The sequence below is a fragment of the Pseudomonas sp. FSL R10-2189 genome, assembly GCF_009600325.1.
GTDB classification, from domain to species: Bacteria; Pseudomonadota; Gammaproteobacteria; order Pseudomonadales; family Pseudomonadaceae; genus Aquipseudomonas; species Aquipseudomonas helleri.
Genome location: NZ_WIVZ01000019.1, coordinates 68603 through 82966, shown reverse-complemented (window position 1 = coordinate 82966; position 14364 = coordinate 68603). Strand labels below are relative to the sequence as shown.

The 14364-nt window shown below is 58.5% G+C and carries 11 protein-coding genes and 4 tRNA genes; 8 read left to right on the top strand and 7 right to left on the bottom strand.

Annotated elements, in window-relative coordinates:
• Nucleotides 1-129 precede the first annotated feature (129 nt).
• The 5 genes from pabB to GHO32_RS15120 all read left to right on the top strand — a co-directional run bounded on the left by pabB (nucleotide 130) and on the right by GHO32_RS15120 (nucleotide 6452).
• Nucleotides 130-1473 carry an aminodeoxychorismate synthase component I gene (pabB, locus tag GHO32_RS15140; RefSeq protein WP_153333931.1) on the top strand — a complete coding sequence of 448 codons (1344 nt, stop codon included), beginning with the start codon at nucleotides 130-132 and terminating at the stop codon, nucleotides 1471-1473.
• Nucleotides 1474-1542: 69 nt separating this feature from the next.
• The gene (locus GHO32_RS15135) at nucleotides 1543-2277 is read left to right on the top strand and encodes a phosphoadenylyl-sulfate reductase (protein ID WP_048369806.1); all 735 of its coding nucleotides are present in this window, start codon (nucleotides 1543-1545) and stop codon (nucleotides 2275-2277) included.
• A 158-nt stretch (nucleotides 2278-2435) separates the two neighbouring features.
• The gene (locus GHO32_RS15130; protein ID WP_048386824.1) at nucleotides 2436-2954 is read left to right on the top strand and encodes a sigma-70 family RNA polymerase sigma factor; all 519 of its coding nucleotides are present in this window, start codon (nucleotides 2436-2438) and stop codon (nucleotides 2952-2954) included.
• The gene (locus GHO32_RS15125; RefSeq protein ID WP_153333929.1) at nucleotides 2954-3940 is read left to right on the top strand and encodes a FecR family protein; all 987 of its coding nucleotides are present in this window, start codon (nucleotides 2954-2956) and stop codon (nucleotides 3938-3940) included. Before GHO32_RS15130 ends, GHO32_RS15125 begins: the two co-directional genes overlap by 1 nt.
• A gap of 76 nt (nucleotides 3941-4016) precedes the next feature.
• The gene (locus GHO32_RS15120) at nucleotides 4017-6452 is read left to right on the top strand and encodes a TonB-dependent siderophore receptor (RefSeq protein WP_153333927.1); all 2436 of its coding nucleotides are present in this window, start codon (nucleotides 4017-4019) and stop codon (nucleotides 6450-6452) included.
• Nucleotides 6453-6627: 175 nt separating this feature from the next.
• On the opposite strand, the gene GHO32_RS15115 is transcribed toward GHO32_RS15120, so the two are convergent.
• From GHO32_RS15115 to GHO32_RS15100, 4 genes are all read right to left on the bottom strand, one after another.
• Nucleotides 6628-6704, bottom strand: a tRNA-Asp gene (locus GHO32_RS15115).
• Nucleotides 6705-6723: 19 nt separating this feature from the next.
• Nucleotides 6724-6799: transfer RNA gene (locus tag GHO32_RS15110), tRNA-Val, on the bottom strand.
• 219 nt (nucleotides 6800-7018) lie between these two features.
• A tRNA-Asp gene (locus GHO32_RS15105) sits at nucleotides 7019-7095 on the bottom strand.
• Between the two features lie 19 nt (nucleotides 7096-7114).
• Nucleotides 7115-7190 (bottom strand) — tRNA-Val (locus tag GHO32_RS15100).
• A 161-nt stretch (nucleotides 7191-7351) separates the two neighbouring features.
• Here GHO32_RS15100 and rdgC point away from each other — a divergent pair.
• From rdgC to sugE, 3 genes are all read left to right on the top strand, one after another.
• Nucleotides 7352-8272, top strand: coding sequence for a recombination-associated protein RdgC (rdgC, locus tag GHO32_RS15095; RefSeq protein ID WP_153333925.1), 921 nt, complete (start codon nucleotides 7352-7354; stop codon nucleotides 8270-8272).
• Between the two features lie 122 nt (nucleotides 8273-8394).
• Nucleotides 8395-9360 carry a bile acid:sodium symporter family protein gene (locus GHO32_RS15090; RefSeq protein WP_153333923.1) on the top strand — a complete coding sequence of 322 codons (966 nt, stop codon included), beginning with the start codon at nucleotides 8395-8397 and terminating at the stop codon, nucleotides 9358-9360.
• A gap of 118 nt (nucleotides 9361-9478) precedes the next feature.
• Nucleotides 9479-9793, top strand: a complete 315-nt coding sequence (sugE, locus tag GHO32_RS15085; protein ID WP_048369794.1) for a quaternary ammonium compound efflux SMR transporter SugE — start codon at nucleotides 9479-9481, stop codon at nucleotides 9791-9793.
• Nucleotides 9794-9867: 74 nt separating this feature from the next.
• Here sugE and GHO32_RS15080 read toward each other — a convergent pair whose 3' ends face one another.
• The 3 genes from GHO32_RS15080 to GHO32_RS15070 all read right to left on the bottom strand — a co-directional run bounded on the left by GHO32_RS15080 (nucleotide 9868) and on the right by GHO32_RS15070 (nucleotide 14345).
• Complete coding sequence (locus tag GHO32_RS15080) at nucleotides 9868-11742, bottom strand: MFS transporter (RefSeq protein ID WP_153333960.1); 1875 nt, start codon at nucleotides 11740-11742, stop codon at nucleotides 9868-9870.
• A 134-nt stretch (nucleotides 11743-11876) separates the two neighbouring features.
• Nucleotides 11877-13028, bottom strand: coding sequence for a TDT family transporter (locus GHO32_RS15075; protein WP_153333921.1), 1152 nt, complete (start codon nucleotides 13026-13028; stop codon nucleotides 11877-11879).
• Between the two features lie 120 nt (nucleotides 13029-13148).
• Nucleotides 13149-14345 carry an MFS transporter gene (locus GHO32_RS15070; protein WP_153333919.1) on the bottom strand — a complete coding sequence of 399 codons (1197 nt, stop codon included), beginning with the start codon at nucleotides 14343-14345 and terminating at the stop codon, nucleotides 13149-13151.
• Between the last annotated feature and the right edge of the window lie 19 nt (nucleotides 14346-14364).

Below are 14364 nucleotides of genomic sequence, written 5' to 3'. Positions count from 1 at the left end.
AGCTTGCCTCGCGATCTTTTGGCCTTTAAAAGATCGCGAGACAAGCTCGCTCCTACAACGGCCACATAGCCTTGACGTCCTACACGAGACTACAATCAGCACCCCGCTCCGTTGGCTGATTGGCGTCGCATGTTGACCTGCTCTGTACACCCCCTGCCCTACCACCCCAACCCTGCCGTTTATTTTGCGGCGATTCGCCATGCCCCTGGCGCTGTGTTGCTGGACAGCGGGCGTCCCGCCGCAGAGCGCGGGCGCTATGACCTGCTGAGCGCCTGGCCAGTCGAAGCGTTAAGCGTGCGGGCGGATGAATCAGGGCGCGGGTTTCTGCAACGTCTGCGTGATGCGCTAAAACAACTGGGCGACGCTGAACTGCCTGCGCCCTATGAGCTGCCTTTTGTCGGCGGGCTGATCGGCTACCTGAGCTATGACTTCGGCCGCCAGCTTGAACACCTGCCCGCCCAGTCGCTCAACGACCTGCATTTACCCGATGCACGGCTCGGGCTGTATGCCTGGGCGCTGGTCAGCGACCACCAGGCGGCGACCAGCCAACTGGTGTTTCACCCCAGCCTGGCAGTGGCCGAGCGCGAGCGCCTGATTGAGCTGTTCGCTCAGCCCGCGCAGACCGAACCCGGCACGTTCTCGCTCAAACACCCCATGCAGCCCGACATCAGCGCTGAGTTTTACCAACACGCCCTGCAAAAAATCCAGCACTACATTCAGGCGGGCGACTGCTACCAAGTCAATTACACCCAGCGTTTCAGCGCCCCGTGCGAGGGCGACCCGTGGGCTGCCTATTGCGCCTTGCGCGAAGCATGCCCGACGCCGTTTTCAGGCTTTGTCAGCCTGCCCGAAGACACGGCCATCCTCAGCCTGTCGCCCGAGCGCTTTGTGCATGTCAGCCAGAATCAGGTCGAAACCCGACCGATCAAAGGCACGCGCCCACGGGGGCAAAATCCGGCAGAAGATGCCGCCAACGCCGCCCAATTGCTGGCAAGCACCAAGGACCGGGCGGAAAACCTGATGATCGTCGACTTGTTGCGCAATGACCTGGGCCGCACCTGCCGCACCGGCTCGGTGAGCGTGCCGCAATTGATCGCCCTCGAAAGCTACCCTAACGTTCACCACTTGGTGAGCAGCGTTGTCGGTGAACTGGCACCGGGCAAAGACGCGCTGGACCTGATCGGTGACAGCTTCCCCGGCGGCTCGATTACCGGTGCACCGAAAATCCGCGCCATGCAGATCATTGATGAGCTGGAACCCACCCGGCGTAGCATTTACTGCGGCTCGCTGCTGTACCTGGATGTGCGCGGAGAAATGGACAGCTCAATCGCCATTCGCAGCCTGCTGGTCAAAGATGGCCGGGTCAATTGCTGGGGCGGCGGCGGGATCGTTGCCGACTCTGACTGGCACGATGAATATCAAGAATCGATCACCAAAGTGAAGGTGCTGCTCGACACGCTGCAAACCCTGTAGCGCGCGGTTTTTGCTACCATCCGCCCCACTAGAGAGCGCCCAGCGCCATTCACCGTAGGAAACCGCCTGATGAGCCATCCGTTCGACGTTGCGCAAACAGCCGCGACATACGCCAGCAAGTCCCCGCAGGACATTCTCAAACTCGCCTTTGAACATTTTGGCGACGAACTCTGGATCTCGTTCAGCGGCGCCGAAGACGTGGTGCTGGTGGACATGGCCTGGAAGCTCAACAAGAACGTCAAAGTGTTCAGCCTCGACACCGGGCGCCTGCACCCCGAGACCTATCGCTTTATTGAACAAGTGCGCGATCACTACAAGATCCAGATCGAACTGATCTCGCCGGACCAGACCAAGCTGGAACCGTTCGTCAAAGAAAAAGGCTTGTTCAGCTTTTACAAAGACGGCCACGGCGAATGCTGCGGCGTGCGCAAGATCGAACCCCTGCGCCGCAAACTGTCGACTGTTAAAGCCTGGGCGACCGGCCAGCGCCGTGACCAAAGCCCTGGCACCCGCAGCCAGGTCGCGGCACTGGAAATTGACGGCGCGTTCTCGACGCCAGAGCGCCCGCTGTACAAATTCAACCCGCTGGCGCAAATGACCAGCGAGGAAGTCTGGGGCTACATCCGCATGCTCGAGCTGCCGTACAACAGCCTGCATGAGCGCGGTTACATCAGCATTGGCTGTGAGCCTTGCACCCGCCCGGTCCTGCCTAACCAGCACGAACGCGAAGGCCGCTGGTGGTGGGAAGAAGCGACGCAAAAGGAATGCGGCCTGCACGCCGGCAACCTGATCGCCAAGCACTAAACACCCCACCCTGTAGGAGCGAGCTTGTCTCGCGATCTTTTAAAGATCAAAAGATCGCGAGACAAGCTCGCTCCTACAGTTGTTTCGCCCGCTTGCGTTTACCCCGAACTTACGTTCAGAATTAGCAATAATTCTCAATAACGTTTGAGTAATATTCTATGTCTTCGGGTGAACCTCCGTTTCAGGCCGCGATTTCAGACCTGTACTGCGAACATCACGGCTGGTTGTTTGGCTGGCTGCGCCGAAAACTCGGCTGTGCGCACAATGCTGCCGATCTGGCTCAGGACACCTTCGCCCGAATTCTCAATGCTCGTGAGTCGGTGGCCTCCCTGCGCGAGCCGCGAGCGTTTCTGAGCACCACCGCCCGTCGGTTGATCATCGATCAAGTGCGCCGCAAGCATATCGAAAACGCTTATCTGCAAGAGCTGGCCCTGACCGCCGAGGCACTGGAAGGCTTTCAGTCCCCCGAACACATCCTCAGCACCCTAGAAGCCCTTGAACACATCGCCTTTATGCTCGAAGGCCTGCACGACAACGTCCGCCAGGCGTTTGTCCTGTATTACCTCGACGGCCTGACCCAAAGCGAGATCGCCCGCCAACTGGGGTTATCCGACCGCACCGTGCGCAAATACCTGATTCAAGCCTTGCTGCACTGCAGCCATAGTCTGGACACCTGATGCCAGCATCTCGCCAGATCATCGATGAGCAAGCGGCCGAATGGATGTTGCGCCTGCACGAAGAAGGCTTCAGCGACGCAGTGCGTCTTGAGTTCGAGTGCTGGAAGCAGCAGAGCCCGCAACATGCCGCCGCCGCGCAGCGCATGCAAGACGCTATCAGTCGCCTGCAATCGCTGCGCGAACAGTCGGCACCGGCAAAGGCCGCACTGAATGCCGCCTTTACCGGGCGTAAATCCACGGCCCCGCGCAAGCAGATACTGCGTGTTGTGCTGATTGCTGCATGCCTGGCCTTGCCCGTGACCCTGACGCTAAAAAGCCAGTACCCCGAACGCTGGCTGGCCGATATCAGCACCGGACCCAACGACTGGAAGACCCTGCACCTGGCGGACGACTCTACCCTCACCCTCAGCGGTGCCAGCGCCGTCAACGTGCACTTCAACAGCACGGAGCGACGGATTGAATTGCTCCAGGGCGAAATTTTGGTCGAGGTGGCGCATGACCGCTCCCGCCCCTTTATCGTGCAGACCGCGCAGGGCACCATGCGCGCTCTGGGCACCCGTTTTGTGGTCAATCATCTGGCAGACACCACCGTGCTGAGCATGCTGCAGTCGCGGGTGGCGGCGCAAAGTGCCAACGAGCAACAAACCCTGGAAGTGGGCGCCGGCTCAAGGGCGCTGATCAGCCGCGACGCGGTAAAACTGTCTGGCACGGTAGACCCCGCCAGCATCAACGAAGCCTGGCGTCGCCATCAGTTGGTGGTCGAAAACCAGCCGCTGGATCAGGTGCTGGATGAGATAGCGCGCCATCGCCGCGGCCATCTGCAGTTTGATCGCAACGCCTTGGCCAACTTGCGCGTGACGGCCGTGTTGCCGCTGGATGACACCGACCGGGCGCTGCAATTGATCGCCGACACCCTGCCGTTGAGCATCAAAACCTATACCCCGTGGCTGATTGTGATCAGCCAGTTGCCGCCGCCTAAAAAATAATAATTCGCATTCGTTCCGCTTTTTCAGCGTCAGCCGTCAAGGAAGGTATACAGACCCATAAAGGATTGCGTTCTCCATGCTGACCTCCTCCCTTCGCCGCGGGCGTTTTCGCCCTCAGGCCTGCAAGCCGCTGACACTGGCCATTCATTTGATTGTGGCGTCGGCGGCCGGCGTGTTGAGCACCTCGATCGCCCAGGCGCAAACGGCCGTGCAGACTTACGATATTCCTGCCGGACCGCTGAGCAGCGCCTTGAATCGCTTCGCACAACAGGCGGGCGTGGCGATCATTTTTCAGTCACACAACCTTGAAGGGCTGACCACACCTGGTCTGCATGGGGTCTACAACGAACAAAGCGGCTTTGAAACACTGCTGCACGGCAGCGGCTACACCGTGGTCAAGAGCACTAACGGTTACATGCTCGACGCCTTGCCCGCGGCGGGTAGCGCGCTGGAATTGGGCGCAACCCAGGTCAGCGCCAACCAGTTGGGCACCATCACTGAAGGCTCGGGTTCCTACACCCCCGGCAGCATCGCCACCGCCACGCGCATGGTGCTGACACCCCGCGAAACCCCGCAGTCCATTTCGGTTGTCACGCGCCAGGCAATGGACGATTTTGGTCTCACCTCGATTGATGACGTGATGCGCCATACCCCCGGCATCACCGTGGCCACCTATGACAGCGACCGCACCAGCTATTATTCGCGCGGCTTTGCGATCAAGAACTTCCAATACGACGGCATCCCGATCCTGCAAGACCCGCAATACTCCGCCGGGCACACCCTCACCGACACCGCGATTTATGACCGCGTAGAAATCCTCAAGGGCGCAACGGGCTTGCTCACCGGCGCTGGCGGCCCCGGCGGCACCATCAACATGGTGCGTAAAAAGCCCACCCGCGAGCTCAAGGCCCACATCGATGTCGGCGCCGGCTCGTGGGACAACTACCGCTCGGAAATCGACGTCAGCGGGCCACTGACCGAAAGCGGCAATGTGCGGGGCCGGGCCGTAGCGGCCTACCAGGACAAGCACTCGTTCATGGACCACTACAAACGCGACAGTGAGGTCTATTACGGGATTCTTGAGATTGATCTGGACCCCGACACCTTGCTCACACTCGGCGCCGATTATCAGGACAACAACCCCAAAGGCTCCAGCTGGTCGGGCAGCGCTTCGCTGTTCAACTCCGCCGGTGAGCGCATCAGCACCCCGCGCTCGTTCAACAACGGCGCCAAGTGGAGCAGCTGGAAGCAATACACGCGCACCGCGTTCGCCACCCTCGAACACAGTTTTGACAATGGCTGGGTCGCCAAAGCCCAGTACAACCACCAGATCAACGGCTACAACGCCCCGCTCGGTGCTTTGCTGTTCCCCAATGTAGAAACAGGCGAAGCACGGCTGCTGGCGCGCAAATACACCGGCGAATACGTCAGCGACAGCGGCGACATCTACGCCACTGGCCCATTCGAATTCCTGGGCCGCGAGCATGAACTGGTGGTTGGCGGTTCGGTATCGCGCTCGCACTGGACCGGCAACGACTACACCAGCGCCATCCAGTTTAAAAGCATGTACGACTACTACAACTGGAAAGGCGATGCGTATGAGCCGGACTGGGGCAACGTGACCTCGCGAAACGACGAAACCACCCGTCAGACCGGCACCTACATCACTGGCCGTTTCAGCCTTACCGATGACCTGACCCTGATGCTCGGCACCCGCGTGGCCGACTACACCCTCACCGGCACCAGCCAGGCCAAGGACACCGGCAAGGTGTTGCCGTATGCGGGGTTGATTTACGACATCAATCAAAACATCTCGGCCTACGCCAGCTACACCGAAATCTTCTTGCCTCAGTCGTATTACCGCGACCGCAACAACAAAATGCTTGAGCCCGATGAAGGCACCAACTACGAGATCGGTTTAAAGGGCGAGTTCTTTGACGGACGCCTGAATTCAAGCCTGGCCTACTTCGAAGTGCACCAGGACAACCGCCCGGAAGACGACACCGCCTACAACGCGAACCCGACCAACCCGGACATCGAGTACGCCTACAAGGGCATCAAGGCCACGACCAAGGGTTACGAAGCAGAAATCTCGGGCGAACTGCTGCCCGGCTGGCAACTGCAAGCGGGCTACACGCACAAGGTCAGCCGCGAAAAAGGCGGCAAGAAGGTGTCTACCTGGGAGCCCGAAGACCAGATCAACCTGTACACCAGCTATAAGCTGACCGGCGACTGGGACAAACTCACCCTGGGCGGTGGCGTACGCTGGCAAGGCACGGGCTGGCAAATGCTGACCAACTGGAACAAGGGCGGCACCGTGGAGAAGTTTTCCCAAGACCCGTACTGGCTGGTGGATCTGATGGCGCGCTACCAGATCAGCAAAAACCTCTCGGCCACGGTCAACCTGAACAACGTGTTCGACAAGTCGTATTACACCAACATCGGTTTCTACAACTCGTCGTATTACGGTGATCCGCGCAACGTGATGGTGAGCACGCGCTGGGATTTCTAAAGCGCCTGTGTAGTAAACCTGTAGGAGCGAGCTTGTCTCGCGATCTTTTGAGTTTTAAAAGATCGCGAGGCAAGCTCGCTCCTACAGGCCGTATAAAACACACGCGCACAAAAAAGCCCGCACTAGGCGGGCTTTCTGTGGAACACAAGCGTTCAAGGGGCTTGTGTTCCGAATATGGCGCAGCGGACGGGACTCGAACCCGCGACCCCCGGCGTGACAGGCCGGTATTCTAACCGACTGAACTACCGCTGCGCGTAACACTGAAAGCGAATGGTGGGTGATGACGGGATCGAACCGCCGACCCTCTGCTTGTAAGGCAGATGCTCTCCCAGCTGAGCTAATCACCCTTTCACTTCACTCTCGTTGCGGGGCGCATTCTCTCACACTTTTTGTGTAAGTGGTTGTTTTTATTCAAGTTTTTTTCAAAACCGTTTAAAAACTACCGTTTCCAACGCCCTGCATCTTTGATTCAACAGCGAGCTGCTGAATCGAAGCCTTTCAGGAAAAGCCTGCATTCAGCGGACCTTTCCAACCACAAGCGTTCAAGGGGCTTGTGGTACAAAAAATGGCGCAGCGGACGGGACTCGAACCCGCGACCCCCGGCGTGACAGGCCGGTATTCTAACCGACTGAACTACCGCTGCGCGTAACACTGTGAGCGAATGGTGGGTGATGACGGGATCGAACCGCCGACCCTCTGCTTGTAAGGCAGATGCTCTCCCAGCTGAGCTAATCACCCTTTCACTCTCGGTGTGGCGCGCATTCTACGGAGCGACCTATAGTCTGGCAAGCACTTTTTAAAATAATTTTCTTATGCACGACAAAGGCTTAGCGCAGGGTTGGCCTATTAAGGCTATCAAGCGAATAATGCCCTCTTTGTATAAAGGAGTGATTCACCCCATGTGGTTCAAAAACCTGCTTATCTATCGCCTGACCCAAGATCTGCCTTTTGATGCGCAGGTGCTGGAAACGGCACTGGCCACCAAACCGGCCCGCCCGTGTGCAAGCCAGGAATTAGCCACCTACGGTTTCGTCGCCCCTTTCGGCAAAGGCGAAGACGCACCGCTGGTTCACGCCAGCCAGGACTTCCTGCTGATTGCCGCCCGTAAAGAAGAACGCATCCTGCCAGGCAGCGTTGTGCGTGATGCATTAAAGGAGAAGGTCGAAGAGATCGAAGCCGAACAAATGCGCAAGGTCTATAAGAAGGAGCGTGACCAGCTCAAGGATGAAATCATCCAGGCCTTCCTGCCGCGTGCCTTTATTCGCCGTTCGGCCACCTTTGCCGCCATCGCGCCAAAACAGGGCCTGATCCTGGTCAACGCCTCCAGCCCTAAGCGCGCTGAAGACTTGCTGTCCACCCTGCATGAAGTGATCGGCTCACTCCCGGTTCGCCCGCTGGGCGTAAAAGTCGCGCCAAGCGCCACCATGACCGAATGGGTCAAAACCCAAAAAGCGGCCGACAACTTCTTTGTGCTGGACGAGTGCGAACTGCGCGACACCCACGAAGACGGCGGGATTATCCGCTGCAAGCGTCAGGACCTGACCAGTGATGAAATCCAGTTGCACCTGAGCACTGGCAAAGTCGTGACCCAACTGTCGCTGGCCTGGCAAGACAAGCTGTCGTTTGTGCTGGACGACAAACTGGTGGTCAAACGCCTGAAGTTTGAAGACCTGCTGCAAGACGAAGCCGAACAGAACGGCGGTGACGACGACCTTGGCCAACAAGACGCCAGCTTCACCCTGATGATGCTGACCTTCGGCGAGTTCTTGCCGCAGTTGTTTGAAGCGCTGGGCGGCGAAGAAATCCCACAAGGGATTTAACCCTGACGCCCGTGGGAGCGGGCTTGCTCGCGATTGGATCGACTCGTACATCAAAATGACCGAGTGGCTTGCATCGCGAGCAAGCCCGCTCCCACAAAAGCCTGACCATAATAAGGAACACCATGCGTGCACTTGCTGCTTTAAGCCGCTTTGTCGGTAATACCTTTGCTTACTGGGTGCTTATTTTTGCCGTGCTGGCGTTTCTGCAGCCCGGCTGGTTTATCGGCCTCAAAAGCGCCATCGTGCCGCTTCTGGGTGTAGTGATGTTCGGCATGGGCCTGACCCTTAAACTCGATGACTTCGCTGAAGTCGCCCGCCACCCGTGGCGCGTTGCGCTAGGCGTGGTTGCTCATTTCGTGATCATGCCCGGTGTGGCGTGGTTGCTCTGCCAGATTTTCCACCTGCCGCCCGAGATTGCCGTCGGGGTGATTCTGGTGGGTTGCTGCCCAAGCGGCACGTCTTCCAATGTCATGACCTGGCTGGCGCGGGGCGACCTGGCCCTGTCCGTGGCGATTGCGGCCGTGACCACCCTCCTCGCCCCATTACTGACCCCGGCGCTGATCTGGCTGCTGGCGTCGGCCTGGTTGCCGGTGTCGTTTATGGAGCTGTTCTGGTCAATCCTGCAAGTGGTGCTGCTGCCGATTGTGCTGGGCGTGCTGGTACAACGCTTGCTCGGCGCCCGCGTGCACTTCGCGGTCGACGTGCTGCCGCTGGTATCGGTGGTCAGCATTGTGATTATCGTTGCCGCCGTGGTGGCCGCCAGTCAGGCAAAAATCGCCGAGTCGGGCCTGTTGATCATGGCCGTGGTCATGTTGCATAACAGCTTTGGCTACTTGCTCGGCTACTTTACCGGCCGCCTGTTCAAACTGCCCTTGGCCCAACGCAAATCCCTGGCCCTGGAAGTCGGCATGCAGAACTCCGGCTTGGGCGCTGCATTGGCCAGCGCGCACTTTTCGCCGCTGGCAGCCGTGCCCAGTGCGCTGTTCAGTGTGTGGCACAACATTTCGGGGGCGCTGCTGTCGACGTATTTCCGCCGAATGAGTGAAAAGGATGATCGCTTAAAGGCCAACCAGCCATCCGCTGACTGAAAACTCGGGGTTGATCGTCAGAAAAATCGTGTGCAATATAGTGCGCACTGCGGGGACGACCCTGCGACTCATCGAGTGATTAATCTGGGGACGACCCCATCAATTGATGGAGATAACCATGTCCTGGATTATTCTGTTTTTTGCCGGTCTGTTTGAAGTGGGCTGGGCCGTCGGCCTCAAATACACCGAAGGCTTCACCCGGCCAATCCCCACCGCTTTGACCGTTGCAGCCATGCTGGTCAGCCTTGGCCTGCTCGGCCTGGCCATGAAAGAGCTGCCACTGGGCACCGCTTATGCCATCTGGACGGGCGTCGGCGCAGTCGGCACGGTCATCGCCGGGATCATCCTGTTTGGTGAGTCCATGGCACTGTTCCGATTGGCCAGCGTTGCACTGATCATTGCCGGTCTGGCCGGGCTTAAACTCAGCAGCTAAACGCCAGAACGTGTCTCGCGATCTTCTAACCCTCAAAAGATCGCGAGACTGGCTCGCCCTCCCCAGCCTTTACCTCACGCCACATCTCCGCGCAATTCACTGACCCGCTCACGCAACAGCTTTTGTGTGGCTTCGCTGGCCGGTATCGGCGCGCCCGCCACCAGGGTGACCCGCGACCACAAGCGGTGGAAAAAACCCTTGTTCGGGTCACGGCTGAAAAAGCTGCCCCACAGGCCTTGCAACGCCATCGGAATCACCGGCACCGGCGTCTGCTCCAAAATCACCCGAACACCCGCCTTGAACTCGCTGATCTGGCCATCACTGGTCAACTTGCCTTCCGGGAAGATGCACACCAGCTCACCGTCATTCAAATACTGGGCAATCTTTCTGAACGCACGCTCGTAGGTCGCCTCGTCTTCTGAACGCCCGGCAATCGGAATCGCGCCCGCCGTCCGGAAGATAAAGTTGAGCACCGGCAAGTTGTAGATTTTGTAATACATCACAAAGCGAATCGGACGACGCACTGCGCCACCAATCAACAACGCGTCCACGAACGACACGTGGTTGCACACCAACAAGGCCGCCCCTTCATCCGGGATGGCTTCCAGGTTTTTGTGTTTGACGCGGTACATGGAATGGCTGAGCAGCCAGATCATGAAACGCATGGTGAATTCAGGGACGATTTTGAAGATGTAGGTGTTCACCGCGATGTTCAGCAACGACACCACCAGAAACAGCTCTGGAATCGTCAGCTTGGCCACGCTCAGCAGCAGAATGGTGACGACGGCCGACACCACCATAAACAGCGCATTGAGAATGTTGTTGGCGGCGATGACCCGGGCGCGTTCGTTTTCGGCGGTGCGCGACTGGATCAGCGCGTACAACGGCACTATATAGAAGCCGCCAAACACGCCCAGCCCCAGAATATCCAGCAGCACCCACCAGGCCTGGCTAAAGCCCAGTACGCCGAGCCAGTCGTTGGCCTGGATGTTTTGCGGCATGTGCCCCGAATGCCACCACAGCAACAGGCCAAATACAGTCAGACCAAATGAGCCAAACGGCACCAGACCGATTTCGACCTTACGCCCCGAGAGCTTTTCGCACAGCATCGAACCCACGGCAATGCCCACCGAAAACACGGTCAGAATCAGCGTCACCACGGTTTCGTCGCCGTACAGCCACTCTTTGGCGTAGGCCGGGATTTGCGTGAGATAAATCGCCCCGACAAACCAGAACCACGAGTTGCCAACCACTGAACGCGACACGGCAGGCGTCTGATTCAAGCCCAGGCGCAGCGTGGCCCAGGTCTCACTGAAGATGTTCCAGTTAAGGCGCAACTCTGGAGTGTCGGCGGCAACTCGCGGTATGGCGCGACTGGCCAGATACCCGAGCACGGCCACCGAGACAATCACCCCTGACACGATCACCGTGTAGTGCTGCGACGAGAGCATGATCCCGGCGCCGATGGTGCCCGCCAGAATCGACAGGAAGGTGCCCATTTCAACCAGGCCGTTACCGCCCACCAGTTCATCGTCGTGCAGGGTCTGCGGCAAGATCGAGTACTTCACCGGACCGAACAGCGCCGAGTGGGTGCCCATGGCAAACAGCGCAACCAGCATCAAGGTCAAATGATCGAACGCAAAACCGATGGCGCCGACGACCATGATTGCTATTTCGCCCAGCTTGATCAGACGAATCAGTTGGTCTTTGGGGTATTTTTCGCCAAATTGCCCGGCCAGCGCCGAGAACAAAAAGAACGGGATGATGAAGAGCAGCGCACACAGGTTGACCCAGATGCCGCGATCCCCGTCGATGCTCAACTTATAAAGGATGGCGAGAATCAGCGACTGCTTGAACAGGTTGTCATTGAGCGCACCCAGGGACTGGGTGACAAAGAACGGCAGGAAGCGACGCTTCCCGAGCAAACTGAACTGCGAAGGGTGACTCATCATCCATGTACTCAAGTTGCGCCGGAGGCTTTCTCTTTGGAGTGTGGTTTTAACACTCAAGACACAACCTTACCCAGGTTCTGTAACGAAAAACGTCAATTCCGGCGTTTTCGCACAGAGCCTGGGCACATGGATTACTTCTTAAGACCGGCGATGCACGGCGACACAAACAACTCGCCGCGCCAGGCACCTTTAAGGGTGCGCGAACCGACAATGAACCACATCATCACCAGCATCGCGACCAGCACACAGCCCACCACATCGAAAAAACCCAGCTGCAACACATGGCCCAGACGCAAGGTGGCCAGCGAGTAAACGCCCAGCGGGAAGGTAAAGCCCCACCAGCCCAGGTTGAACGGAATACCGGCACGGAAATAGCGGATAGTGATCAGCAGCGCCATCAGGATCCACCACAGCCCGAAGCCCCACAGCGCGATACCCGAGATCAAACCCAAGCCTTCAGCGATTTCACCGATGCGGGCAAAACCATTGGCGGCAAAAATCGCGGGCGAATCAGCCCCCAACAGCAACATACCCAGTGCACCGGTACCAATCGGCCCCAGCGCCAGCCAGCTCGACGCGGCCATGTTTTCGTGCGGCAACTTGTGCAGCGCCATACGCAACATCAGGATGGTCAAAATGCTGAAAGCGACCGGCACCGAAAACGCCCACAGCACATAGCTGGTGATCAGCACATGGAACTGCATCACCGGGTCAGTCAGATGCGGAGCGAGCAAGCCACCACTGGCCGCCGCCACTTCAGCCGCCACCACCGGCAACAGCCAGACCGCGGTCATCTGGTCGATGCTGTGATCCTGACGGGTGAACATCATGTAAGGGATCATCACCCCGAACGCCAGCGACATGGCCACATCCAGCCACCACAGCACATGCGCCACCTGGACCATATCGCTGCCCCAGCGGGCGACACCAAACAACAGAAAACCGTTGATGATGGTCGCCAGGCCCATGGGGATGGTGCCGAAAAACATCGACACGGTGGAGTGACCGAAGATCCTCCGCGCTTCATCGAAATACAGCACCCAGCGTGCGCCGTAGAGCAGGCTGAACAGAATGAACAAACCGATGTTGAACAGCCAGAGGCCTTCGGCAACGGCATGCAGCCCCGGGATCGGCACCGGCAATTGCGCCAGCGCCAGGGCCAGGACGCCTGTGCCCATGGTGGCGGCAAACCAGTTCGGGGTGAACTGGCGAATCATTTCACGTGGGTGCTGCAATTGGCTCAGTGGCCGAAAGTCAGCTTTGGCAGTTGTTGTGCAATTCATGGGCTCCTCCTGTTCCTCTTGTGAGGTGATTCAAGAGTAGAACTGAATCGAATATCTATATAACGGGTAATTTCTCTAACTGTTATCTGTTTTACCTATATATGTGCGAAAGGCGCGGACTCAAGCCTTGCAAGTACTGGCAGCTCGCCTTAAAAACACACTCAACAGTGCCCCCAGCGCCAGCACAATCAACACCACACTGAAGCCGTCGGCGGTTCTGACCAGACCAAAAATGCGTGTCAGGCTCCCCACCAGCAATACCGGCAGGCAGAACGCCAGATAACTGAGGATATAAAAAGCCGACATCAAGCCCGCCCGCTCATGGGGCAGCGCCAACGGCACGACACTGCGGATGCTGCCTAAAAAGCCGGTGCCAAAACCACTGCCAGCCACTAGCGAGCCAAAGAAAAACAGCCCGAGGTTGCCGCTGTGAACGGCCAGCATGATTGTGCTGACCCCCACCACCAGCAGACTGGAACCCAGCGTCAGCACCCGCGTGGCAGATTGATTGCGCATGCTGAAAATAGCCAGGGCGCCACTCAAGGTCAGCACGGCCACCATCGCCCCGCCCACCAGAAAAGAGTTTGAGCCCGTGGCGGCACGTATCAGTGACGGCACCAGCGCCAGATAAAAGCCCCCCATCGCCCACACGGCAACGTTGACCGGCAACACCTGCCACATCGCCGCACGCGCTTGGGACGGGATGTGCAAGCGGGGCCGCAACGAACCCAGTACGCCGGGTTGCGGGCTGACGCTCTCGGGCAATCGCCAGACATATACGGCCTGGGCGGCCAGCAAGCCAAGCAATACCCAGTACGCGAGGTGCAACGGTTGCGGCGCGAACTCCACCAGCACGCTGGTGCCAAATGCCCCGCAGGCCATGCCCACCAAGGGTGAAATGCTATTGATCAGCGGCCCCTGCTGGCGGTCGTTGTCCAGCATTGCAGCGCCCAGCGCACTGGTTGCCATGCCCGTGGCAAAGCCTTGCAACACGCGCGCAGCAATCAGCCAGGCCACGCTGTCCGCGCTGAGAAACAAACCCATCGCCAGCATGTCGAGGATCAACGCGCAAAAAATGACTGGTCTACGCCCCAAATAATCCGACAATGAGCCCACTGTCAGCAGCGCCGTCAGCAAGCTCAAGGCATAAACGCCGAAGATCAGGGTCAAGGTGGCGGCCGAAAAGTGCATGTTTTCCTGGTAGATACGATACAGCGGCGTGGGCGCCGCCGAAGCCGCCAGAAAGGTCAGGACGGTAAGCCCGAGAAACACCATGCTGGAACGGTTTGGAGCCGGGGTATCAGTGCTGTTGGACATACCATCCTCGCTAAAGCTA

Excerpts from the sequence above, each read along its gene's own strand:
- pabB (WP_153333931.1), top strand. The coding sequence starts at position 130 with ATGTTGACCTGCTCTGTACACCCCCTGCCCTACCACCCCAACCCTGCC.
- GHO32_RS15135 (WP_048369806.1), top strand. The coding sequence starts at position 1,543 with ATGAGCCATCCGTTCGACGTTGCGCAAACAGCCGCGACATACGCCAGC.
- GHO32_RS15130 (WP_048386824.1), top strand. The coding sequence starts at position 2,436 with ATGTCTTCGGGTGAACCTCCGTTTCAGGCCGCGATTTCAGACCTGTAC.
- GHO32_RS15125 (WP_153333929.1), top strand. The coding sequence starts at position 2,954 with ATGCCAGCATCTCGCCAGATCATCGATGAGCAAGCGGCCGAATGGATG.
- GHO32_RS15120 (WP_153333927.1), top strand. The coding sequence starts at position 4,017 with ATGCTGACCTCCTCCCTTCGCCGCGGGCGTTTTCGCCCTCAGGCCTGC.
- rdgC (WP_153333925.1), top strand. The coding sequence starts at position 7,352 with ATGTGGTTCAAAAACCTGCTTATCTATCGCCTGACCCAAGATCTGCCT.
- GHO32_RS15090 (WP_153333923.1), top strand. The coding sequence starts at position 8,395 with ATGCGTGCACTTGCTGCTTTAAGCCGCTTTGTCGGTAATACCTTTGCT.
- sugE (WP_048369794.1), top strand. The coding sequence starts at position 9,479 with ATGTCCTGGATTATTCTGTTTTTTGCCGGTCTGTTTGAAGTGGGCTGG.
- GHO32_RS15080 (WP_153333960.1), bottom strand. The coding sequence starts at position 11,742 with ATGAGTCACCCTTCGCAGTTCAGTTTGCTCGGGAAGCGTCGCTTCCTG.
- GHO32_RS15075 (WP_153333921.1), bottom strand. The coding sequence starts at position 13,028 with ATGAATTGCACAACAACTGCCAAAGCTGACTTTCGGCCACTGAGCCAA.
- GHO32_RS15070 (WP_153333919.1), bottom strand. The coding sequence starts at position 14,345 with ATGTCCAACAGCACTGATACCCCGGCTCCAAACCGTTCCAGCATGGTG.